Genomic DNA, 20695 nt, shown 5'->3' with positions numbered 1-20695 from the left:
CTGCGACCGTTTCCCCCACGCCGATCCCCGGAAGTACGCCCTGCTCTACGTCACTCCGGATCTCTTGCGCTCCTCCCGGTTCCTCGCCGACGGCCGTGCTCGATCCGCTGTCGGCGCTGAGTAGCGGGGGCCTGTTGAACCGCGCGTACTGGCCGGCCGCGCCGGGTGCGGGGCCCTTCGGTGGGCAGGTGCAGCCGACGCCCGTCTCGGCCCTCTGGCTGATGGCCGCCGGCCGAGACTGCCTGCGCACCTCGCACGTGCACCGGCTGATGGTGGACGCGGCGCGCCTGCGCACGATGTCGGAGACCGACTCGGCCGTTCAGGCGGCCTGGGACTCCGAAGAAGACCACGAAGTCCGCGATCCGGCTGCGCGCCCGCAGATCCCGGCCGTTTCCGCTCCGCCGACGGCGAGGTGAGGGCCGTGCGCACCCCAGCGGCCACCAGGGCCACAGCCGGCGGAGCCCGGACCGGCGTACCGCAGAGCGCTCCCGGCTGAGCCGGGCCCGACAAGACCAGAGCCTCAAAAGCAGCCCGAGACCCCGGCCGCACCGCAGACGACAGGCCGGGGTCCTCCCGCGCCGTGTGCTTCCCGGACCGCTCAGGTCCGGGACCGTCATCGACGTAAGGAAAGTGAGAACCATGGGTGTTCTGATCACCGTGCTGGCGGTGTGCGCCGTGGCCGGGTTCGTCCTGCTCGCGCTGAGCCTGCGCAACGTCCAGCAGTACGAGAAGGGCGTCGTGTTCCGCTTCGGGCGGCTGCTGCCGGACATCCGCGGGCCGGGTCTGCGGTTCATCCGGCCGATCGGGGACCGGATGCGGAAGGTGTCCGTACAGACCGAGGTCCTCGGCATCCCGCCGCAGGGGTCCATCACCGCCGACAACGTGACGCTCACCGTCGACGCGGTCGTCTACTTCAAGGTCATCGACCCGGTCAAGGCCCTGGTGAACGTGCGCAACTATCCTGCCGCCGTCTCCCAGATCGCCCAGACGTCGCTCCGCTCGGTCATCGGAAGGGCCGACCTGGACACGCTGCTCTCCGACCGCGACCACATCAACGCGGAACTCAAGAAGGTGATGGACGCCCCCACCGAGGAGCCCTGGGGGCTGCGCATCGAGCGCGTCGAGATCAAGGACATCGCCCTTCCGGAGTCGATGATGCGCTCGATGTCGAAGCAGGCCGAGGCCGAGCGGGAGCGCCGTGCACGGGTCATCGCCGCCGACGGAGAGTTCCAGGCGTCCCAGCGGCTGACCGACGCCGCCGCGACCATGGCCGACACTCCCGGAGCACTCCAACTGCGCCTGTTGCAGACCGTGGTGGACGTCTCCGCCGAGAAGAACAGCACCCTCGTGATGCCGTTCCCCGTGGAGATGCTCCGCTTCTTCGAGCACCAGAGCAGGGACGGCGACGGCGAGTCCGACGGACGGCGCGTGCACCGGACCGCCAGGCGCCCCGTGCTGTCCACCAGCGCCGTGATCCCCGAGCCCGCCACCCCCGCACCGGCCCTCACACCGTCGGTCTCCCTGCCCGGAGAGCGGGCCGGCAGCCGTGCGGAGGTGGCCCGGGAGCGGCGGGACAACCGGCCGACGCGGCGGGACGCCGAGGAGGCACTGAGCGGCTGATGGTCCCGGCCGCCCGGGGCGACACGATCGTCCCGGTGCGGCGCGGTGCCGCTGATGGCCCCGGTGACAGCCTGTCACCGGGGTCACAGCGGTCCGGGGTGGCTGAAGCGGCCGGCCCGCCGTTGGATGCGGTGCCGGCGGGTGCGGTGGCGTACCGGCGGATGTGCGGCTCGCGCATCGGCGCGGGCGTAGAAGACGTGTTTCGCGGCCTCGATCAGCACCAGGTAGAGCACGACCATCAGGGCCAGGGTGAGGAGGAGTCCGAGCGGCAGGGACTGGAAACCGAGCGGCCCCGCGAGCGGGGACATCGGCAGCGCGACGGCGACGGCGACGACACCGATGGCACTGAACAGCAGGGGGCGGCTGGGCCGGCTGCGGTAGAACGGCACCCGGCGGGTGCGGATGGCGAAGACGACCAGCGCCTGCGTGGCGAGGGACTCCACGAACCAGCCGGAGCGGAACAGTTCGGCGCCGGTGTGGAAGATCTGGATCATGATCACGAAGGTGAGGAAGTCGAAGAGGGAGCTGACGGGCCCGAAGAAGAGCATGAAGCGCCGGATGAAGGCGATGTCCCAGTGCGAGGGCGCGCGCAGCTGCTCCGGGTCGACGTGGTCGGTGGGGATGGTCAACTGCCCGGCGTCGTAAAGAAGGTTGTTGAGCAGGATCTGCGAGGGCAGCATCGGCAGGAACGGCAGCACCAGGGAGGCTCCGGCCGCGCTGAACATGTTGCCGAAGTTGCTGGAGGTGCCCATCAGGACGTACTTGATGGTGTTGGCGAAGATCCGGCGCCCCTCGGCGACCCCGTCGGCGAGTACGCCGAGGTCCTTCTCCAGGAGCAGGACGTCGGCCGCGTCCTTGGCCACGTCGGTCGCGGTGTCCACGGACAGCCCCACGTCGGCGGCGTGCAGGGCCAGCGCGTCGTTCACGCCGTCGCCCAGGAACCCGATGTCCCGGCCACGCCGCCGCAGCGCCCGTACGACCCGTGCCTTGTCCTGGGGCGAGACGCGGGCGAAGACGGTGGTGGTCTCGGCCGCAAGGGTCAGCTGGTCGTCGTCCAGCTGCCCGATGTCCTGGCCGGTCAGGGCGCGGCCGGGCGGCAGCCCGAGGTCGGCGCAGACCTTCTGGGCGACGAGCGCGTTGTCGCCCGTACAGATCTTGACGGTGATGCCGAGGTCGGCGAGCCGGCGCAGCGAGGCGGCGGCACCGGTCTTGGGCGGGTCGAGGAAGACGAGGAAGCCGGCCAGACGCAGCCGGTATTCGTCGGCGGCCGTGAGGGACGTCTGCCCGTCCGCGTCCCTGGTGGCCACGGCGACCACCCGGCTGCCCGCCGCGAAGTGCTCCCGAAGCACCCCCGCGGCCTCCTCCGGTACGTCACCACAGCGGGCCAGGACCGCCTCGGGCGCGCCCTTGGTGACGAGTAGGCGGCTGCCGTCCGGGCGCTCGACGAGCGCGGAGCCCAGCTGCCGGTCGTGGTCGAAGGGCAGCAGCGCGAGCCGGTGGTGACCGGCCGGGGGCGTGCCTGTGGCCTGCCACAGCGCGATGTCCAGGGCGTTGCCGCCCACCTGGTCGAGGTCGCCCTCGGTGGCCAGCAGGCCGAGCTTCAGCACGGTGTCGGACAGTGTGCCGACCGGGTCGAGGGCCGCCTCGAAACGGATGCGGCCCTCGGTGAGCGTGCCGGTCTTGTCGGTGACCAGGACGTCCATGTCGCCCAGGTCCTCGATGCACACCAGCCGCTTCACGAGGACCTTGCGTCGCGCCAGCTGCCGTGAGCCGGTGGCCAGGCTCGTGCTCACCACGGCGGGCAGCAGTTGCGGGGTGATGCCCACCGCGATGGCCAGCGAGAAGAGCAGCGCGTCGAGCAGCGGGCGGTGGAGCAGGAGGTTGATGACGAAGATGCCCGTGGTGAGGGCGGCGGCGACCTTGAGGAGCAGCATGGAGAAGCGGCGCAGCCCCGCCTGGAAGTCGGTCTCCGGCTGCCGTTCGCCCAGCCCCAGCGCGATCCGCCCGAACTCGGCACGGCCCCCAGTGGCGACGACCACTCCGGTCGCGCTGCCCCCGTGCACCACGGTCCCCATCAGCGCGCAGGAGGTCAGCTCGGCCAGTGCCGCTCCCGCGGCGACCGGCTCCGCGTCCTTGTCGGCTGGGGCGGACTCCCCGGTGAGGACGCTCTCGTCGCAGGCGAACGCCGTGCACTCCAGCAGGCGCAGGTCCGCGGGCACCAGTTGCCCCAGCGTCAGACGTACGACATCGCCCGGCACCAGCTCGGTCACATCGACCTCGGCGGCCGCGCCGTCCCGGACCACGACGGCCGTGTGTCGCACCCGCGAGTGCAGGGCCTGAGCCGCCTTCTCCGCGCGGTACTCGTTGACGAATCCCAGAGCTACGCTCAGGACCAGGATCCCCGCGATGATGACCGCGCCGGTCCGCTCGCCGAAGAAGTACGAGACCCCGGCCGTCACCGCCAGCAGGATCAGCAGGGCGCTGCGCAACTGCCGCCCGAGGACCGCCAGGAGGCGGACGTGGTGCGTGCGTACGGCGTTCGGCCCGACCGCCGTGAGCCGTTCGGCCGCCTCACCCCTCGCGCCCCCCGACAAACCCTCGGGACTGCTCGCGAGCGTGGCCAGCACGGCCTTCGCGTCTTCGGCGGCGGCGTCCCCCACCCGCAGCTCCTCCACTCCGGTGGTCACTGACTCCAGGTCCATTCGGCCACCTCGGGCAGGTCCGCCCCGTGGACGCGGATCCAGTCGTGATGGCGGTAACGGACGTCGACCATCCGCTGCCGCAGCGCAGCCGCGCGGACGGCGAGACCGGGCACCCTGTCGATGACGTCCATGACCAGCCGGTAGCGGTCGAGGTCGTTGCGGACGACCATGTCGAACGGGGTCGTGGTGGTGCCCTCCTCCTTGTAGCCGCGCACGTGCAGGTGCGGGTGGTTGGCGCGGCGGTAGGCGAGCCGGTGGATCAGCCACGGATAGCCGTGGTAGGCGAAGACGACGGGTTTGTCAGGGGTGAACAGCGCGTCGTACTCGCTGTCGGGCATGCCGTGCGGGTGTTCCTCCGCGGGCAGCAGCCGGGCGATGTCGACGACGTTGACCACCCGTACCGCGAGTTTGGGCAGGTGGCGGCGGAGCAGCGAGGCCGCGGCCAGTACTTCGAGGGTGGGTACGTCGCCCGCGCAGGCGAGCACCACGTCGGGCTCGCCGGGCTCGGACTCCGTGCCGGCCCAGTCCCAGATCCCGGCGCCGCGGGCGCAGTGCGCGCGGGCGGTGTCGAGGTCGAGCCAGTCGAAGCAGGGCTGCTTGCCCGCGACGACGACGTTGACGTAGTCGCGGCTGCGCAGCACGTGATCCGCCACGCACAGCAGGGTGTTGGCGTCCGGCGGATAGTAGACCCGCACGACTTCCGGCGACTTGTTGAGCACGTGGTCGACGAAACCGGGGTCCTGGTGGGAGAAGCCGTTGTTGTCCTGGCGCCACACGTGTGAGGTGAGCAGGTAGTTGAGGGAGGCGACGGGGCGGCGCCAGGGGAGCCGGCGGGCGACGCGCAGCCACTTGATGTGCTGGTTCGCCATGGAGTCGACGATGTGGACGAAGGCTTCGTAGCAGGAGAACAGGCCGTGCCGGCCGGTGAGGAGGTAGCCCTCCAGCCAGCCCTGGCAGGTGTGTTCGGAGAGGATCTCCATCACCCGGCCGCCGCGCTCCAGGTGCTCGTCCGTGGGCAGCACCCGGGCCTCCCACGCTTTGCCGCTCGCCTCGTAGACGGCCTGGAGGCGGTTGGAGGCCGTCTCGTCCGGCCCGACCAGCCGGAAGTCGCGCCGCTCGCCCGTGTCGGCCATCACCTGCGCCAGCAGGTCGCCGAAGACGCGGGTCGGCTCGTGCGCTGTCGCGCCAGGCTTGTCGACCGGGACGGCGAACCGCTCCAATTGCGGCAGGGGCAGGTCGCGCAGCAGCAGGCCGCCGTTGGTGTGCGGGCTGGCGCCCAGGCGGTGCTCGCCGTCGGGGACACAGGCGAGGACCTGTTCCCGGGGGCGCCCGTGCTCGTCGAAGAGCTCCTCGGGCCGGTACGAGCGCAGCCATCGCTCCAACTGCCGCAGATGTTCCGGGTTTTCGCGTACGGCTGGCAGGGGCACCTGGTGCGCTCGCCAGGTGCCCTCCACCGGAACGCCGTCGACCACGGCGGGTCCGGTCCAGCCCTTGGGCGTGCGCAGCACGATCACCGGCCAGCTCGGGCGTTCGGTGATGACGGAACCGGCGCGGGCGGCGTGCTGGAAGGCGGCGATGCGGTTCAGGGCCTCGTCCATGGCGCGGGCCATCGCCCGGTGGACCGCATGCGGGTCGTCCCCGGTGACATGGAGGGGCTCGTGTCCGTATCCCCTGAGCAGGGAGTCGAGCTCGGGCTCCGGTATCCGGGCCAGGACCGTCGGATTGGCGATCTTGTAGCCGTTGAGGTGCAGGATCGGCAGGACGGCGCCGTCCCGTACCGGGTCGAGGAACTTGTTCGAGTGCCAGGAGGCGGCCAGCGGGCCCGTCTCGGCCTCACCGTCGCCGATCACGCAGGCCACCAGGAGCCCCGGATTGTCGAACGCGGCCCCGTAGGCATGCGCGAGCGAGTATCCCAACTCGCCGCCCTCGTGGATCGATCCGGGGGTCTCGGGTGCGACATGACTGGGGATGCCGCCCGGGAAGGAGAACTGCCGGAAGAGGCGGGTCATGCCGGCCGCGTCCCGCGTGATGTCCGGGTACGTCTCGGTGTAACTGCCCTCCAGCCAGGAGTTCGCCACCACGGCCGGCCCGCCGTGACCGGGCCCCCAGACACAGATCGCGTCCAGGTTCCTTGCCTTGACGACCCTGTTGAGGTGGGTGTGGACCAGGTTCAGCCCCGGTGAGGTGCCCCAGTGCCCCAACAGTCGCGGCTTGACGTGCTCAGGCGCCAATGGCTCGGTCAGCAGAGGGTTGGACATGAGGTAGATCTGCCCGACGGCCAGGTAGTTCGCCGCTCGCCAATGGGCGTCCAGGGCGCTCAGCTCCTCCTCGTCGATGTCGGCGATACCGGCCGGAGTGCCGAGGGAGGTCTCGGTGGTGGAACCGAGTGGCATGACGAACCTTTCTCGAGGCGCTTGATCAGGAATTTCCGGGACTGAGACTGAGACCGGGGAGGTGTTCGGTTTCGTCGATGAAGGCGCGAGCGACGTCCGCCAGGCGGCGGTTGTGGGCGCGGGCGTAGGCGCGCAGCGTCGTGAAGGCCCGTTCCATGTCCGTGTGGCGGCGTTCGGCGAGCTTTCCCTTGGCCTGTTCGATCAGGACGCGGCTGTTGAGGGCGGTCTGCAGCTGCTCGTTGAGCAGCGTGCTGCGCTCACTGGTGCGTTGTTGCAGCAGGCTGATGGTGGCGACGTCGGCGAGAGCCTGGGCGAAGGGGGTGGCGGCGGGGCTGATGGGCGCCGGGGTGGTGTGGAAGAGGTTGAGGGCGCCGACTACCTCGTCGCGCAGGCGCATGGGCAGCGCCTGGACGGAGGTGAAGCCGATGCGCTGGGCCTGGGCGGTGAACAGGGGCCAGCGCGCGGCCTCGTCGCGCAGGTCGGGAACGGAGACGGTGATCCCGGTGTGGAAGCAGTCCAGGCAGGGGCCTTCGTGGTTCTGGAGCTGGAAGAGTTCGAGGAGACGCACCCGCTCGTCGGAGGCGGCCATGACACGCAGCACGCCGTCGCGGTCGGCGAGCAGGACGCCCGCCGCACTCGCGTCGAGCAGATCGACGCAGCGGTCGGTGAGCAGGCGCAGGAAGTCCATGAGGTCGAAGTCGGCGACGAGACTGTCCGCCAGCTCGACGAACGTCCGGGCCATCAGCTGTTCCTTCATCGTGCACACCTCTGTGTATGGGGGCGTGAGCATCAGGGCTCCTCGTCGGGAGGTCGCGCGTCCGGAGGTTGCGTGTCGGAGGGACGCGCATCCGGCGGTCTCAGGTCGGACGGTGTCGTCTCCTGGGGGAAGCGGAGCCGGTGGGCGACCACGTCGGCGGCGACCACCGAGATCCGTGTCCCCCGGGCGTACGCGTGGGCGCGCAGCCGGATGAATGCTTCCTCGACGCCGACGCCGAGCTGGACCGTGAGGATGCCGGTGGCCTGGTCGATCTCGGCCCGGGAACCGCCCAGGTCATCGAAGGACGCGGCGTCCGGCCGGTCCGTGTCGGCCACGTCGGTGCCGAACGCGCCGGCGTCGGACGGGACACCCGTCTCGCTGATCCGGGCGTCGAGCAGAAGCAACGTGGCAGTGTCGGCGAAGGCCATCGCGTCGGCCACCTCGTCCGCGTCCAGCTCGACCGAGCTGCTGGAGTACAGGTCGAGTACGCCGGAACCGATGGCCCCTGTCTGCAGGGGAAAAGCGAAGACCGCCCTGGCTCCGGCTTCCAGGGCCGCGTCGGCGAACACTGTCCACTTCCGCTGGAGTTCACCGGCCAAAAGGTCGGGGCAGAGGACCGAGGAGCCGAGGACGAAGGCATCCACGCACGGCCCCTCGCCCAGTGTCAGCTGGAGTTCTTCCAGCTGCTGACTGACGGAGTCGGTGCTGCACAGCGGATGACTCGCCCGGTCGCGGGACATCGCGGACATCCCGGCCCCGCCGACCGGCAGCGCCGCCACCGCCGCCGTACACACGTCGAGCAGTCCGACCCGGGCGCCGCGCAGGGCCGCCTGCTCGGCCACGAGAGCCCGGATCCGCGCCGACCGGCTGCCGGGGATCACGGTGACCACCGGGTCAAGGGGGGAACCAGCGCCAGGAACACGGCGCCGTCGGCCGGCCTGCGGACGCTTCCGACTTCCTTCCGGTGCCAGCAGCGCAGGAAGGCCACGATCGGTTCGTCGGCCCCGCCCGCCATGGTGACACGGAGTGATGCCTGACGCTCGGGGAGGAGCGGTTCCTGCAACCTTCGGGTCACATTGCGGTGCTGCAGTACCGCAACCATCCGTCCGGTGAAGGCGCAGCCGGCGCCGATGATCCGGTCGACGGCGGGCGTGAGCGCTCCGTCGAATCCCTGCCACCCCAAGCCGCCCCGACGTAGGACACGGGGCGCTGGGGACGCGCGGCGAAGCAGCCGGTGCCACCGCCCGGGGGAAGATCCGAACCCGCAGCCCTCCAGGGCCGCGGCCTCCGCGATCACCATGGCGAATCCGGGCTGCCGTACGGCGGCGGCGAGACACCCCGGACAGACTTCTTCGCTCTGCTCGCGAGCCTTTTCGCCGGACGCTGCGGCGCGGGACTCCGCGACGGACCCGCGAGATCCCCGCGGGACCAGACGGCATGCCAGTGGCTGGGCCGGCGCAGGCACAGTGCTTCCACGGCGGGCTGCTCGCAATCTTCCCCGCTCCACGGCTGACCGCGGGCCGGCGGGGCCGCCACGACACGCCATCGCCCGCTGCAGGGGACGAGAGCGGCGCGAGCGGACGTGAGTCCTGCCGGCGGATGGACAGCCGCAGAATGGAGCATGACACCTCTGTTCCAGCCGTTCAGGTGTTCTCGGGACCGCTACGGGCACCGAACTCGATGTGCCGGGCTGCGTACCCGGCGGGTGCGACCGAGCGGGGCGTACGAGGACGTGAGTGGGTACCAGTCGGGGTTCCGCGCTCTGAGGCTCGATGCCCGACAGGGATCTCCGTGACGATGCGACGGGTCCGGACGGGAATCCGCTCCCGTTGCATCGTGGTCAGCAGGCCGTGCGTCCACCGGGGTCCTGGGCGTCCGCTCACCAGCATAGTCCCCGGCCCTTCGCCGGATAGGTCCGAACAGGCCGGAATCCGACAACCGGGCAGCTGCGGAAAGAGCGTGGGGGAAGCCGGGGCGAGCCGATGGTGACGTCTGGTCCAGGTAGAGGGTCCGGGCAGAGCGCCTGCCGGGCAGCCTCCCGGCGTCCTGCTTCCGTGAAGCTTAGCCTCGCCTCTTGATCGCCCAAACGATCGGGATTCCGCGACCTTCGAAGTGGCCGCTGCTTTCGCCGCAGGCGGAGCGGTGCCGCAGTCGGTCCGGCCCCTCACCATGTCGATACGATGCTGGACCCCTTCCGAGCGGCGTCCTACGGGAAGCCGCGTACGTCGTCGCGCTCCTGGGAAGCCCAGTGCCGTTGGCACCTCCTCCTGAGACATCACACTCCGAGTGAATCAATATCTGCGCCCGGGGGGATCAGATTTTGGCGGATCGCGCAGTGGGAGTTCTTGTCACGAAGAGCGGAGTGGAATTATCCAACGGGTACTCGACGCTCCGGCGTGCTACTGTCGATCTCAGTTGCAGTTGTGGTTCCCAGAACTTCAAGTGTCCCCACCAGGCTTCTGCCGGTCGGGAGCACTTTTGTATTTCCGGTCATTTCCGGGCGGGGTAATCATCGCGGCGACACGGCGTCCGCGCAGTGCGGACGCCGATGCACTGCCCCAAAGGAGATATGACATGGCTGCTGGTACCGTGAAGTGGTTCAACGCGGAAAAGGGTTTCGGCTTCATCGAGCAGGACGGTGGCGGCGCCGACGTGTTCGCCCACTACTCGAACATTGCCGCGCAGGGCTTCCGTGAGCTGCTCGAAGGCCAGAAGGTGAACTTCGACATCGCGCAGGGCCAGAAGGGCCCGACGGCCGAGAACATCGTTCCGGCCTGACGCTCACGCGCAATCCGTAGCTGGGGCCCGCATCCTTCGGGGTGCGGGCCCCAGCTGCATGCGTATCCCGCAGCGGCTTTCACCCGCGGGACGCCCCGGAGGACTCCGCAGTACCACCACAAGCGGTTCCTCCCCCAGGGCGCAGGCGCGTCCTGAAGCGCTGCACCGCAGCGGGCGCCCGGATCGCAAGCTCCCCATCGCGTCACCCATTTCGGCACCTGTGCCCACGGATGTTTCCGCCGGCCAGATCTGCTTTCTTTTGCCACCGGTCCATACTTGTAATTCTCCATGCCATTCATCGCAGCGGGAATTCCTTGATATGTGCCCCATCGAGGAAGGTTCCGCATGAACCGCACGTACACGAACGACCGCCCCGCCCGCTCTCTTGACGGCCGTGCCGAGGCCGGAAGGGGCGGCAGCGGCTACGGCTCGCAGGCACCGCGTCGTACCGGCGCCCCCGTCCGCTCCGGCGGTTATGGCCGTCGGCCCGCCGCAGTGCAAGGTGAGTTCGCGCTGCCCAGGACGATCACCCCCGCACTGCCCGCTGTCGAGGGCTTCGCCGATCTCGACATGCCCGAGCAACTACTGGCCGAACTCGGCAGGCAGGGTGTGACCGCACCGTTCCCGATCCAGGGAGCGACGCTGCCGAACTCCCTGGCGGGCCGGGACGTGCTGGGCCGCGGCCGCACCGGTTCCGGCAAGACCCTCGCCTTCGGCCTCGCCCTGCTCGCGCGTACCGCTGGGCAGCGTGCTGAGCCCCGTCAGCCGCTGGGGCTGATCCTCGTCCCCACGCGTGAGCTGGCACAGCAGGTGACCGACGCGCTGACCCCGTACGCCCGCTCCGTGCGGCTGCGGCTGGCCACTGTGGTGGGCGGCATGTCGATCGGCCGGCAGGCCGGCGCGCTGCGCGGCGGAGCCGAGGTCGTGGTCGCGACACCGGGACGGCTCAAGGACCTCATCGACCGCGGCGACTGCCGGCTGAACCACGTGGGCATCACCGTGCTGGACGAGGCCGACCAGATGGCCGACATGGGCTTCATGCCCCAGGTCACCGCCCTGCTCGACCAAGTGCGCCCAGAGGGGCAGCGCATGCTGTTCTGCCATTCTGCTTGCCATGTCCGCACGAATTCGAAGACTGCCCCGGCACCGTGCCTGGCCACTGACCACCACCGACATCAACGAGTGCCTCGGCCCCTACATGACCCGAGTCACGGACCTGGCATTCCTCACCGGACATGACAGCGGGACCATCGTCCTGGGAGCAGCATGGATCGCTCCGAACCCCCGCAACTACGGCCGCGGCATCCATCCGGACATGGTCGGCTTCCGCGTAGACGTCCACCCCGTCGATGCCACTGAACGTGCAGCCACCCGCGCTGTTCTACGAGCGCAGGCCCTCCCGCAACTCCACGAATGGATCACGCAGGCGATCACCGCCGACGAGACCTGGCGACTGACTGACCACCAGTACTACTGGCGGCTGACCGACGGCCACCTCACTCACCGCGACGAAGCGTGAGACCGATTCCGGACGACACCCCCCGCGCAGGTTCACAACCAACCCAAGGGGCCGCACCCAGGAATCAGGACCCCAGACCCTCGGGTTCCCAACGAGAAACCTTCAGTTCCCCTGAACCACGGGCCTCCTGGGGGGTGAGTAGTTGCGGTACAGAGAGTGCCGCTGAGATTGATCTTGCTGGAGCTGGATTACTTCGCGGGAGTTGCGAGCTGCCGGAGTACGGCTCCGGCCCGCAGGTCGCGCAGGTCGGGAATGTGGTGGTAGAGGGTGCCGGGTGAAACGCTGAGTAGTTCGGCGACGAATGTCACCGCCGGGGGCGCCGCCCTTGTCGTCTCCACCATGGTTGCCCTATCCGCCTTTGGCAGTCGTCGAGCGCCGTGCGCAGAGACACTCCTCGAACAGCGCGCGGCCCTGGCCGCCGAGATCCAGAGCGCCCTGGACGGTGACCTCACCCTGCGCGAGGCCATGACCGCGCGGGAGTGCCGGGACGCCGTCGAGGCCCTATTTCCGGCAACGGGCCCCGGACAGGACCTCATTCGGCTGCTGCGCCTGCAGGGCGAATGGCTCAAGCGGATCGGCAGCGACCCGCACCTGATCGCCAGTTTCCTGCGTACCCGGAACGTGGTGGGCGGCACGGCCCTGGGATTCTTGGGGCATCGGCAGCACGTGCCCTGGACTTCGACCTGTGCATCTTCGACGAGCGTCGAAAGCGACCGCGACCGAGGCGCTGGTCCCGCTGGCCCGCGCGAAGCGGTGGGTGCTGGTGGGGGACACCAGGCAGCTCCCACCTATCGACGAGGACCTGCTGCGCAACGGCAAGGCCATGGAAGACCACCAGCTGACCCCGGAGATCGTGCAGACGACGCTGTTCCAGCACCTGGCGGACAATACACAGCCGCCGGTCAAACACCTTCTGCGCGAGCAGTACAGGATGACGCCCGCCATCGGCAACATGATCAGCAGCTGTTTCTACGACAACGAGCTGCTGTCTCCCAATCCGCACGAGCTGCCGGGGTACAGGGGCATCAACCGGCCTGTGCTCTGGATGGACACCAGCTTTCATCCGGGGCGGCGTGAGACGGAGCGGTCCGGCACCGAGACCGGCGTCTCCAACCGGCTTGAGGCGCAGATCGCGGAGAAACGTCTGGAAGTCATCGACTACGCGATCGGGAAGGGGGCGGTCGAGCCTCCCGGTGCCAAGCCCCTGGAGGTTCTGGTCATCGCGCCCTACGGCCGTCAGGTCGAGACGCTCAAGAAGCAGCTGGCTAAGAAGAAGCTGAGGCACTTCACACCTGAGGTGCTTTCCGTCGATGCCGTGCAGGGCCGCGAGTGCGACCTCGCGGTCTTCTGCGTGACCCGCAGCAACTCCGACGGCCAGTTCGGGTTCCTGGGGCAGCCCTACTGGCGGCGCATCAACGTCGCACTCTCCAGCGCCCGGTTCGGGCTGATCATCGTCGGGGACGCCGGCTTCTGCCGCAGCAAACCCGGCGCCCTTCGCAACGTCCTCGACTACATGAGCAGCCACCCGGAAGACTGCGAGATCCGCGATGCCAACGTTCAGTGAGGACAGCCTGCTGGCCGTCCGCTTCGGAAGTGCCCGCACCGGCTTCGACCTTGTCGGCATCGTCGACGCGGCCCTGCCCGTCGCCCGCATCACCGCCGAGGTCCTCGCCCAGGACAGCAAGGACATCCCCCTGCTGGAGGAGTACGTCCTGCGGCTCGTCGACCAAGGGGCGAGGACACCGGAATCCATCGCCGGGTTCCTCGGCCTGGACGTCGCCATGGTCAACCAGACCGTGGCGGTCCTCTTCGGCTCCGACGACCTGCGGTGGACTGCTCCCGTGCCCGGCTCAGCGCCCGTTCCTCGGCTGCGCCTGACCGAGAAGGGCCGCTTCACTGCGACGAAGGCGGCTGCCATCGTCCCGGTCCGGGTCAGCCAGTCCCTCGTCTTCGACCAGATGCTGTGGCGGGCCTCCCCTTACAGCCGCCGCAGCACCATCGCCCGGGACGTGGCCACCGAAGCAGGAATGATCATGCTGCCTGCCGCACGCTCCGGTCCCGTCGAGGACGGCGAGGTGACCGCCGAGGAGATCACCACCCTCCTTCAGGAGAAAGGCACCACCACCCGCGAAGTCCTGCAAATCAAAAGCATTGTCCAGACTCGGACCCGTCACGTCCTGCCGGTCAAGCTCCTCGTCTACGCGGACGCTGAACGCGTCGACATCGAGCTCGGTGTCGTCATCGACGGCGAACTGAGCGACCGCCACGAGATCGAACTGATCGGCTTCGGCGGCGCCAAGGGCCTCGGCATCAACGTAGAGCCCGAGCCTGAGCGCCCCCTGCTGGAACCCGACCTCGAAAAGGCCCGGATCCCCCTGCAGGAGGTCGCGCAGAAACGCGCAGAGCAGGCCGCCGTCCAGCTCAACTCCCCGGCGCCCCTCCCCTCAGAGTCGGAGGCCCAAAAGCCGCGGGCAGAGGAGATCCGCGCAATCGGTGTTTTCGAGCACCCCGAGCTCCTCGACGAAGCCCTCACCAGTGCCCGGAAACGCATCCTGATCATCTCGCCGTGGATCACCAGCGCGATCGTCACCACGGCGTACGTCGGCAAACTGGAACGCCGACTGCAGCGGGGGGTGAAGGTCGACATCGCCTACGGCTACGACGACAGCGAGAACAGGACCGACCCGAACGCCATCAAAAGGCTCAACAACCTCGCTGCCCGATACCCCGAGAAGCTGCACGTGGCACGCCTCAAGAGCAACCACGCCAAGATCCTCCTCTTCGACGACGCCTGGGTGACCACCTCCTTCAACTGGCTCTCCTTCAAGGGCGACCCGGACCGCACCTACCGCGTGGAGGAGGGCACCTTGATCCGAAATCGGGAGAAATCCGACACCTACTACGCCCGCTACCTCGAACTCATTGGCGACAACCGCCGATAGGCCCGGACCGCGGAGCCCTGCCTGCTCCGAGCCGGCTCCTCGACCCTTGGATCGGAAGGGTGGAAGCGGTTGTCCGGCTGGCAACAGGACCAGGCGGGACTTATGCGTGCTGAAGGAGGCTCTGCTGCTGAAGCGGTGGGGCTGGTGCTCGACCGGTTCACCGAGACGCACGGGCTGGTCGTGGTCGAATCCCACAGCTCTGTCGGAGAGTTGGCGTGTCCTGACTGCGCGGTGGTTTCCCGGCGGGTGCACAGCCGGTATCAGCGCCACCTCACTGACCTGCCCGTCGGCGGGCGGTGAACGGTAGTCCGGCTGACGGTACGCCGGTTCTTCTGTGACACCGCGGACTGCCCGCGTCGTACGTTCGTCGAGCAGGTCGAGGGCCTGACCTCGAAGTATGCCCGTGCCGGGCCTGAAGGTGTGGTGGCGGGCCGTTGCGCTCGCGGTGGGCAGCCGTCCGGGGGCACGGCTGTGCCGGGTCCTGGCGGCGCCGACCGGACGGGCCCCGGTTGTTCGGGCAGCTGTATGCACCGCCCGTTTCCGTCCCGTAGTCCGCGGGTGCTTGGTGTCGACGACTCGCATTCCGGCGGTCGCGGTCGTACGGGACCATCATCTTGGACGTCGAGAAGTCCACGGTCATCGACGTGCTGCCGGACCGGGCCAGCGAGACCCTGGCCGCCTGGCTGACCGCACACCCGGTGCTCAAATCGTGTGCAGGGGTCGCGACAGCGGGTACAGCCGCGCCGTCCGTGAGGCGGCTCCCGACACGATCGAGATCGCCGATCGCTTCCATCTGCTGAAAAACCTGTCCCCCGCCGTGGAGAAGACGTGCCATCAGCACCGCTCCTGTCTGCGTAATCGCGCTGAGGATGAACAGGGGCCTCCACCCGCAGCCACCGCTGCCCGAGCTGCCACCGTTCGAACTGCCCCGCACGCAGATCATCGAACGGACCCGGCTCTTGGCGGTCGTGTTGCGTGCATGACCGCACCTTGGGTGGCCTCAGCCTCGGCTCGCCCATGGGGTGACTCATGCTTCTGGCAATTGACTGGGCAAACTGGCCTTCCTTGTATCGGGCTTGGCCGGAGTGCCGCGTGGCTTAGGACTTCCAGATCTAGCATCGTGGTTGGGTAGGTTCAATGGGCACTGTTCGCCCATCGGGCCTAGTGGCGACCGGATGTCTGGGTATGTCCCAGCGTGAGCTGATGGACGCAAAGGCAAATTGGGCCAGCGTGACGTGTGACCGGGGGGAGGTGGCCGATGTCGGCAGCAGGTCGGCGGTGGTGGCAGCTCGGAAAGACATCTCCTCAACATGATGCCCGTGACCTCGGCGCGACCATCCGTACGCCAGTTCCGCCTGCGAGCACCCATCTCGTCGCGGTCGTCAGCCCGCACGGAAACACGGGGAAAACCACGACGGTAGCCAGCCTGGGCGCCATCCTTGCATCTGAGCGGGACGACCAGATCATCGCGGTGGATGCAAACGACGGCATGCTGCGGCGCTATGCCCCAGCCCCCGGCACCCGAGTTTCGTTGCGGGCCTTGGCCACTCGTCTTGGCGAACCCGGCTTCGACATCCGGGAGTTCACTTCGCGCACGCCTTCCGGCCTGGAGATTCTCGCCGAGGCCGCGGTCACCGCTGCGCCGGGTGAACCGCTCGACGCGGTTACTTACAGCGCCCTTCTCACTGCCCTCCGCCCGTACGGGGTCGTCCTGAGCGACTGCGCCACCGGGGTGGACGGGCTTGCTACCTTCGTTGCACTGACGGGGGCCGATCAGCAGATATCTCGCTCTGACCGTGGCCGTCCTCGTCGCCCGCAGGCAGGCGCGGGTGCTGGCCGCGCCGCTGGAGGACCTCTCCCGGCACTGCCGGGCCGTCACCGCCGGCGACCTGAGCGCCCGGGCCGCGCCCAGCAGCGTCGCCGAGATCGACCAGGTCGCGCGCACCCACAACGAGATGCTGCACAGCCTGACCGAACTCCTGCGCCACGAGCGCGACTTCACCGCCAACGCTTCCCACCAGCTACGCACCCCGCTCACCGGGCTGCAGCTCACCCTGGAGGCGGGGATCGCCCAGGACGACGACGCCCGGCTGCGGCCCGCCCTGGAGGAGGCCCTGGCCACCACGCGCCGCCTGCACCGCACGGTGGAGGAGGTGCTGCGCCTGTCCCGCTTCCACGGCCTGCCGCGGCGGCCCGCCCCGGGCACGCCCGTGTCACAGCTGCTGCGCGAGACCGAGGAGCGCTGGCACGGACTGTTCGCCCGCGACGGCAGACGCCTGGAGGCAGGGGCTCTTGAGACGGGGGACGACGTTCGCGTCCTCGGCGCCCCGGTCACCGAGATCCTCGGCGTCCTGCTGGAGAACGCGCGCGTCCACGGGCGCGGCACCGTGCGCCTCACGGCCCGCGATCTCGGGGAAGCCGTCGCCTTCGATGTGACCGACGAGGGCGCGGTGGACGGCGAGGCGTCCCATCTGTTCGACCGCGGCCGCACCGGCGCGGGGGACGGCTCCGGCATCGGCCTGTCCCTCGCCCGCGACCTGGCCGTGTCTCTGGGCGGCAGACTCTCCCTGACCGGCCGCCGTCCAGCCGCCTTCACCCTGCTCGTCCCCGTACGCCGCGAGGAGCCCGGCTCCGAGGGCGACGGCTGAGGAGGGTTCAGGTGCCAGCTGCGGTGGGAGCCGGTCTCAGCCGGGTGACGATCCGGTTCGCGGCGGTCTTCTGCAGCAGCCCGTAGGCGAGGACCGGCAGTAGCAGGTGCGGTTTGTCGGGCAGGGACGCGGTGATCAGGACCGCGCTCGCGCTGCTGTTGTTCATGCCGCAGGCGAGCGTCAGCGACGAGGCGGTAGCCGCCTCCAGCCGCAGCAGGTGGGCGGCGACCCGGCCGAGGACGAAGGAGAGCAGGCAGACCAGAGCTGCCACGGCCAGGGCAGCGGCGCACAGCAGCGGGCGTGGCCGGGTGAGGACGGATCCGAGGGCGCCGCTGGCGTTGACGTAGGTCAGGACCAGCGAACCGGCCATGGCCGACGGCGCCACCGTCGTGACCAGGCGGCCCAGCCATCGCGCGGGCAGGACGAGTGCGCCCAGCAGGCCGGCCGCGCAGGGAAGGACCACGGCGGTGAGGGCGAATCCACCCTCGGCCAGCCGGCCGGTGTCGGCGAGGGTGTGCGCGTAGCCGCCGCTGAGCAGCGGCGACAGTGTCGCCAGCAGCACGGGGGTGGTGAGCGGGCTGAGGAGGGTGGAGGCCAGGACGAGGCCCACCATCGTCGGCTGGTCGCCGTCGCCCTTGTCGGTCCACACGGTGGCCCCGGCGGCGACGGGCATCGCCACGACGAGGATCATCGCGGTGAGCAGTCCGCTGCCGCCGTCGGTGTCCGGGGTGCGCCGCAGGAGGAAGGCGACGAACGGCAGGACCGCCAGTGGGATCGCCAGGTGCAGCACGAGGCCGGCGAGCAGGGCCTTCGGATGCCGCAGCAGTGCACCCAGCGCGCGGACGGGGACCTGGAGCCCGGCCGAGAACAGCACCAGGGACAGCAGGAGCGGTGCGGTGTGCACTGTCAGGTGCGACGGCGGCAAGGGCTGGGGGCGGCGCAGCCACAGGCCGGGGGCGGGCAGCATCAGGGCGAGGGCGTAGGACAGGACGACGGCGCGGCCGAGCCGGTGCCGCAGCCAGGACCCGGCGCTGGTGTGCATGGCCCCATCGTGATCAGGCCGGACCCGGCGGACCGGGAAAGCCGCGCGGCAGTCAGGATGCGTTCAGGTAACCGCTGGCAACGTCCTGCCCATGACCTACGAACTCTCCGAGACTCCCGAGGCCGAACCCGGCACGAGTGCCTCCGCTCGCCCTTTCCACCGTCCGCGCTGAAACAAGCTCCCCGAGGTCACCGCCTACTTCTGGATCATCAAGGTGCTGTGCACGACGGTCGGCGAGACCGCGGCCGACCTGCTCAACGAGAAGGCCGGCCTGGGCCTGACCGGAGTGTTCGTGTTCATGAGCGCGCCGCTCGCGGTCACCTCGTCGCCCAGTTCCGCACCATGGCGTACCGCGCGGGCGTGCACCGGCGGCGATCTGGTCTCCGAGCGCATGGACCTCGGCCACTGGCTCGCGGCGGTCCTGTTCGCGCTGGCCATCGCCGCCGTGGCGATCGTGCACTTCGCGCTGGGCCTCGACGCGGTGTGGACTTCTGGATCGCCTGCATCCTCACCCGCCCGCTCGGCACCTCGATGGGCGACTTCCTGTCCGACATCCCGGGCCTGGCTACGCCGGCAGGGCAACGCTGGTAACCGGCGTCCTGGTGGTGCTGGTGGCCCTGATGCGGGTGCCCGTCGTGCCGAACGTGCTCCTGTTCCGGATCGCCTTCGTGCTGATCCGCCCGCTCGGCGCGTCAGCCGGAACTTCCTGACCAAGCCGATCGCGAAGGGCGGTCTCGACCTCGGTACGGCGGGTGCGTCGGCCGTGCTGTTGGCCGTACCGGTCGGTCGGACGGGTTACGCCCACACTCAGGGGCACCGCAGTCTCGCCCCGTCCGCGGCCCTGCCTCCTGTCCTGCGCCCGCTTCCCCACCTGACTGCTGCAGCGTGTCGAGAGAAGATGCGTCTGCCGGATCGTCCGGTGAAGAGGAGAGTGCTCCCAGGAGGTGGTCCGACGTCCAAGAAGCCATGTCCGGCCTGCCGGGCACGCGACAGCCTCGAGAGAAGTCCATGAAGCCTGCCCGCACCACGTCCGCCACGCCCGAGCCGTCGAACCCACCTGCCCGGGAGCTCTCAGCGTGGCGGTTCGTGGCGGCGTTCGGGGGCGTCAGTCTGCTGATGGACTTCGTCTACGAGGGCGCCCGTTCCGTCACCGGCCCGCTGCTCGCTCACCTGGGCGCCTCCGCGGCCGTGGTCGGCGTGGTCACGGGGGCGGGCGAGGCCGCCGCGCTCGGACTGCGTCTGGCGTCGGGACCGCTGGCCGACCGCAGCCGCCGCTTCTGGGCATGGACGATCGCCGGATACGTGCTGACCGCGGCCACCGTCCCGGTGCTCGGTCTGACCGGAGTGCTGTGGGTGGCCTGCACCCTGGTGATCGCGGAACGCGTCGGCAAGGCCGTGCGCTCCCCGGCCAAGGACACGCTGCTCTCGCACGCCACCGCCGCCACCGGAAGAGGCCGCGGCTTCGCTGTGCACGAGGCGATGGACCAGGTCGGCGCTCTTGTCGGCCCGCTCACGGTGGCCGGGGTCCTCGCCCTCACCGGCGGCGACTACGCCCCGGCGCTCGGGCTGCTTGCGCTGCCCGGCGTGGCCGCCGTCGCGCTGCTGCTCTGGTTGCGTGCCAGGGTTCCCGATCCGGTCGCCTACGAGACCACCATCGGCACGGCGGCGCCCGGGGAGCCGCCTCCTGCCGGGTCCCGGGAGAGGAAGCTGCCGCGGGCCTTCTGGGCCTACGCGGTCTTCACCGCCGCGACCCTGACCGGTTTCGCCACCTTCGGTGTGCTCTCCTACCACCTGGTCGTCCGGCACTTGATGCCGACCGCTATGGTGCCGGTGCTGTACGCGGCGGCCATGGCGGCGGACGCGGTGGCGGCGCTGGCCACGGGCTGGCTGTACGACCGGTTCGGCGCCCAGGTCCTGGTCGTCCTGCCGCTGCTGTCCGCCGCCGTTCCGGCCCTGGCCTTCACCGACACGGTGGGAGTGGCCGTGGCGGGGGCGCTGGTGTGGGGTGCCGCGGTCGGCGTCCAGGAGTCCACTCTGCGTGCCACCGTCGCCGACCTCGTACCCGTGGGCCGCCGGGCCACCGCATACGGCGTCTTCGCCGGGATCATGGGTGCGGCCGCGTTGGTCGGCGGCGCCTTGGCCGGGGTCCTGTACGACGTCTCCATCCCCCTTCTGATCGTCGTCGTCGCAGGCATCCAGACCGCCGCGCTCGTTCTGCTGTGGTTCACCCGGGCCGTGCGCTCCACGCCCGCCCACTGAGTGGTGAACGTGCGAGCAGGCACCGGGCGTTCTGG

General features: G+C 69.8%; 16 protein-coding genes and 1 pseudogene. 11 read left to right on the top strand and 6 right to left on the bottom strand.

What is annotated here, in order from left to right; genetic code table 11:
* Positions 1 to 95 precede the first annotated feature (95 nt).
* Complete coding sequence (locus AC07C1_RS35900) at positions 96 to 416, top strand: hypothetical protein (protein WP_478946033.1); 321 nt, start codon at positions 96 to 98, stop codon at positions 414 to 416.
* 223 nt (positions 417 to 639) lie between these two features.
* The gene (locus AC07C1_RS35895; RefSeq protein WP_478946031.1) at positions 640 to 1620 is read left to right on the top strand and encodes a slipin family protein; all 981 of its coding nucleotides are present in this window, start codon (positions 640 to 642) and stop codon (positions 1618 to 1620) included.
* 83 nt (positions 1621 to 1703) lie between these two features.
* Here the strand turns inward: AC07C1_RS35895 and mgtA are convergent, their stop codons facing one another.
* The 4 genes from mgtA to AC07C1_RS35875 are packed head-to-tail and all read right to left on the bottom strand — an operon-like array spanning position 1704 to position 8353.
* Positions 1704 to 4322, bottom strand: coding sequence for a magnesium-translocating P-type ATPase (gene mgtA, locus AC07C1_RS35890; protein WP_478946029.1), 2619 nt, complete (start codon positions 4320 to 4322; stop codon positions 1704 to 1706).
* The gene (locus AC07C1_RS35885; protein ID WP_478946027.1) at positions 4304 to 6715 is read right to left on the bottom strand and encodes a phosphoketolase family protein; all 2412 of its coding nucleotides are present in this window, start codon (positions 6713 to 6715) and stop codon (positions 4304 to 4306) included. Before AC07C1_RS35885 ends, mgtA begins: the two co-directional genes overlap by 19 nt.
* Before the next feature lie 25 nt (positions 6716 to 6740).
* Entirely contained in the window at positions 6741 to 7472 is a 732-nt protein-coding gene (locus AC07C1_RS35880; RefSeq protein WP_478946082.1) for a GAF and ANTAR domain-containing protein, read from the bottom strand.
* Between the two features lie 32 nt (positions 7473 to 7504).
* On the bottom strand, positions 7505 to 8353 hold the full coding sequence (locus AC07C1_RS35875; protein WP_478946081.1) for a GAF and ANTAR domain-containing protein: 849 nt from the start codon (positions 8351 to 8353) through the stop codon (positions 7505 to 7507).
* Positions 8354 to 10046: 1693 nt separating this feature from the next.
* Here AC07C1_RS35875 and AC07C1_RS35870 point away from each other — a divergent pair.
* The 3 genes from AC07C1_RS35870 (at position 10047) to AC07C1_RS35860 (ending at position 11769) form a co-directional block, all read left to right on the top strand.
* The gene (locus tag AC07C1_RS35870) at positions 10047 to 10250 is read left to right on the top strand and encodes a cold-shock protein (RefSeq protein ID WP_003973099.1); all 204 of its coding nucleotides are present in this window, start codon (positions 10047 to 10049) and stop codon (positions 10248 to 10250) included.
* 345 nt (positions 10251 to 10595) lie between these two features.
* A complete protein-coding gene (locus AC07C1_RS35865) occupies positions 10596 to 11489 on the top strand; it encodes a DEAD/DEAH box helicase (RefSeq protein WP_478946025.1) in 894 nt (297 codons plus the stop codon).
* Positions 11449 to 11769 (top strand): hypothetical protein, encoded by a 321-nt coding sequence (locus AC07C1_RS35860; RefSeq protein ID WP_478946024.1) that lies wholly within the window; start codon positions 11449 to 11451, stop codon positions 11767 to 11769. Before AC07C1_RS35865 ends, AC07C1_RS35860 begins: the two co-directional genes overlap by 41 nt.
* Before the next feature lie 188 nt (positions 11770 to 11957).
* Here the strand turns inward: AC07C1_RS35860 and AC07C1_RS35855 are convergent, their stop codons facing one another.
* Complete coding sequence (locus tag AC07C1_RS35855) at positions 11958 to 12110, bottom strand: hypothetical protein (protein ID WP_478946022.1); 153 nt, start codon at positions 12108 to 12110, stop codon at positions 11958 to 11960.
* A gap of 344 nt (positions 12111 to 12454) precedes the next feature.
* Between AC07C1_RS35855 and AC07C1_RS35850 the strand changes: the two genes are divergently transcribed.
* The 4 genes from AC07C1_RS35850 (at position 12455) to AC07C1_RS35835 (ending at position 17359) form a co-directional block, all read left to right on the top strand.
* Positions 12455 to 13333 (top strand): AAA domain-containing protein, encoded by an 879-nt coding sequence (locus tag AC07C1_RS35850; RefSeq protein WP_478946020.1) that lies wholly within the window; start codon positions 12455 to 12457, stop codon positions 13331 to 13333.
* Entirely contained in the window at positions 13317 to 14711 is a 1395-nt protein-coding gene (locus AC07C1_RS35845) for a phospholipase D-like domain-containing protein (RefSeq protein WP_478946018.1), read from the top strand. The genes AC07C1_RS35850 and AC07C1_RS35845 overlap by 17 nt, the downstream gene beginning before the upstream one ends.
* 397 nt (positions 14712 to 15108) lie before the next feature.
* Complete coding sequence (locus AC07C1_RS35840; protein ID WP_478946016.1) at positions 15109 to 15843, top strand: transposase; 735 nt, start codon at positions 15109 to 15111, stop codon at positions 15841 to 15843.
* A 664-nt stretch (positions 15844 to 16507) separates the two neighbouring features.
* A complete protein-coding gene (locus tag AC07C1_RS35835; protein WP_478946015.1) occupies positions 16508 to 17359 on the top strand; it encodes a HAMP domain-containing sensor histidine kinase in 852 nt (283 codons plus the stop codon).
* A gap of 7 nt (positions 17360 to 17366) precedes the next feature.
* Here the strand turns inward: AC07C1_RS35835 and AC07C1_RS35830 are convergent, their stop codons facing one another.
* The gene (locus tag AC07C1_RS35830) at positions 17367 to 18401 is read right to left on the bottom strand and encodes a bile acid:sodium symporter family protein (protein WP_478946014.1); all 1035 of its coding nucleotides are present in this window, start codon (positions 18399 to 18401) and stop codon (positions 17367 to 17369) included.
* Between the two features lie 205 nt (positions 18402 to 18606).
* Here AC07C1_RS35830 and AC07C1_RS35825 point away from each other — a divergent pair.
* Positions 18607 to 19111, top strand: a pseudogene (locus AC07C1_RS35825) (COG4705 family protein).
* Between the two features lie 376 nt (positions 19112 to 19487).
* Positions 19488 to 20660 carry an MFS transporter gene (locus tag AC07C1_RS35820; RefSeq protein ID WP_478946012.1) on the top strand — a complete coding sequence of 391 codons (1173 nt, stop codon included), beginning with the start codon at positions 19488 to 19490 and terminating at the stop codon, positions 20658 to 20660.
* Positions 20661 to 20695: the final 35 nt, after the last annotated feature.

This window comes from Streptomyces sp. NPDC045022 (assembly GCF_056432605.1).
The sequence above is the reverse complement of the archived record's forward strand: the minus strand, read 5'-3'. Positions and strand labels throughout refer to the sequence as shown.

Bases quoted from the DNA above. Each gene is read 5' to 3' on its own strand.
- AC07C1_RS35860 (WP_478946024.1), top strand. From the start codon at position 11,449: ATGACCCGAGTCACGGACCTGGCATTCCTCACCGGACATGACAGCGGG.
- mgtA (WP_478946029.1), bottom strand. From the start codon at position 4,322: ATGGACCTGGAGTCAGTGACCACCGGAGTGGAGGAGCTGCGGGTGGGG.
- AC07C1_RS35840 (WP_478946016.1), top strand. From the start codon at position 15,109: ATGCCCGTGCCGGGCCTGAAGGTGTGGTGGCGGGCCGTTGCGCTCGCG.
- AC07C1_RS35865 (WP_478946025.1), top strand. From the start codon at position 10,596: ATGAACCGCACGTACACGAACGACCGCCCCGCCCGCTCTCTTGACGGC.
- AC07C1_RS35830 (WP_478946014.1), bottom strand. From the start codon at position 18,401: ATGCACACCAGCGCCGGGTCCTGGCTGCGGCACCGGCTCGGCCGCGCC.
- AC07C1_RS35870 (WP_003973099.1), top strand. From the start codon at position 10,047: ATGGCTGCTGGTACCGTGAAGTGGTTCAACGCGGAAAAGGGTTTCGGC.
- AC07C1_RS35895 (WP_478946031.1), top strand. From the start codon at position 640: ATGGGTGTTCTGATCACCGTGCTGGCGGTGTGCGCCGTGGCCGGGTTC.
- AC07C1_RS35855 (WP_478946022.1), bottom strand. From the start codon at position 12,110: ATGGTGGAGACGACAAGGGCGGCGCCCCCGGCGGTGACATTCGTCGCC.
- AC07C1_RS35845 (WP_478946018.1), top strand. From the start codon at position 13,317: ATGCCAACGTTCAGTGAGGACAGCCTGCTGGCCGTCCGCTTCGGAAGT.
- AC07C1_RS35885 (WP_478946027.1), bottom strand. From the start codon at position 6,715: ATGCCACTCGGTTCCACCACCGAGACCTCCCTCGGCACTCCGGCCGGT.
- AC07C1_RS35880 (WP_478946082.1), bottom strand. From the start codon at position 7,472: ATGAAGGAACAGCTGATGGCCCGGACGTTCGTCGAGCTGGCGGACAGT.